Annotated in this window: 1 protein-coding gene; it reads right to left on the bottom strand. The window is 56.3% G+C overall.

Annotated elements, in window-relative coordinates:
- Positions 1-638 precede the first annotated feature (638 nt).
- Positions 639-947: a hypothetical protein gene (locus tag ACOI1H_RS25490; RefSeq protein WP_422441115.1), complete on the bottom strand. Its 309-nt coding sequence runs from the start codon at positions 945-947 to the stop codon at positions 639-641.
- Positions 948-1,555 lie beyond the last annotated feature (608 nt).

Genomic DNA, 1,555 nt, shown 5'->3' with positions numbered 1-1,555 from the left:
TATTTGTTTCGAGGCATATTCATGTACTTATTGCCGGGCCGTCGCGCTGTCATATTGTGACAGAACGGCGGGACGCTGCAAGGCGACGCGCCGGTCCTGTAGCTGCGCCGCCACGGGAAGCGTGAGCGACGATGCCGGCGTCGACTTTTCATTCGTGGCATCCTGATCAAGGAGGCTCTCGCCTGATGTTAGGATGCTTTTCGGGCCCAGCGGCACCGCAATGCGGGATGCGATCGACAAGCCGCGCACTGGCCGTTGTCCATACCATTTTCTCAAGCGCCTCACTCTTAGATCGGAGGTTCAAGTAGGTATGCCAACGCATCCATTTGGGTTTTGGCGGAATCCGTCCAACCACCCCGTTCTCAGTCGGACCAAGCCTTCTACGCAGTCGGATCGCTCTAGTGATTTTCCGGTGTTCAGGGCTGAGTAGCTCAACCTCATAGCGACCGTCGGCGCAAATACGACAGACCTGCGGGTACAAGATGGCGCAGCGGCGACCACAGTTGGGACAGAGGAACCAATACCGGACACCCCCGAAGTGACATGTTGTCGTAGTGATCCGCACCCACTGTGACGCAAGCCATTTACGGTCTGGCAGATCTCGGCCGAGGAGACGCACATCAATCTGCGTTTGCCACTCACAAATCATTAGGCAAACCTTTTTGCTCGGCCTCTGTCAGTTCCGCGATGCGGGCGGCAATTGGTGGCCAGGTGGCCAGGTCATTTGCGGCGCGGTCCACATCGTACTTACCAGTTTTCAGACGATATTTGGCGACAAACGCAGCCGGCAGTTCCTTAACATGGCTAATTACCCGCAGATCAAAGCCAATGTGGTCAAGGTAGGACAAAAGATCGCCGTCGTCATCGCTTTCGGCAAAATCTGCGAAGATGCTGAGGATGATGGTTTTCTGCTCTTTGGGTGAGAATTTCTTCAGTGTGCTACACATCTGAAAGGTCCTTTTACTCAACGTGGCCGATGCCCTCTAAGGAAAATAGCTGCCGGGGTTAAGGAACTACCGTAGCTACTTAAAGGGTCGGGGGACGGCGACTTCCCAGGCTCATTTGTCGAGCTAGTGGATACAGTGCCGTCCATCTCCTGATCAGCAGCAACTCTGTGCTGTTTCTTGGTTGCATACGGGGAGGATCCCTGCCGTTATTTGCTGTTAGAAACCGAGCAGTGGGCGGATCATCCAGCCCGGTGTCGATCACGAGCGCGCGACGAAGTTCCCTGCTTTCGATGATGACGACAGAAATAAATCGGGGGGGAAAAGCGGCGATGTTCCCCCAGACCAATGGGGGCGTCCGCTTGCGGTCACGCAATACGGGCGGGCGGGCTGTATCACCGCGTTTAGCGGTAGCGGATCGCCCGGCGGTCATATCTGTCTGCACGGGGCTTTGGGCCAGCCTCTCGGCGGCTATCCCATACTTGCCCAAAAGCGCCACGACCTCTGACCAGCTGTCAGCCCTCACCTTCACCGCAGGTGCGTATCTGGCACCATTCGCCTTGGCCTTGGCGGCTATCGACCTCTCACGCGCTCGTATCGTTATTATAGAA

The organism is Loktanella sp. DJP18 (assembly GCF_049310965.1).
GTDB lineage: Bacteria > Pseudomonadota > Alphaproteobacteria > Rhodobacterales > Rhodobacteraceae > Loktanella.
The sequence above is the reverse complement of the archived record's forward strand: the minus strand, read 5'-3'. Positions and strand labels throughout refer to the sequence as shown.

Excerpts from the sequence above, each read along its gene's own strand:
- ACOI1H_RS25490 (WP_422441115.1), bottom strand. The coding sequence starts at position 947 with ATGTGTAGCACACTGAAGAAATTCTCACCCAAAGAGCAGAAAACCATC.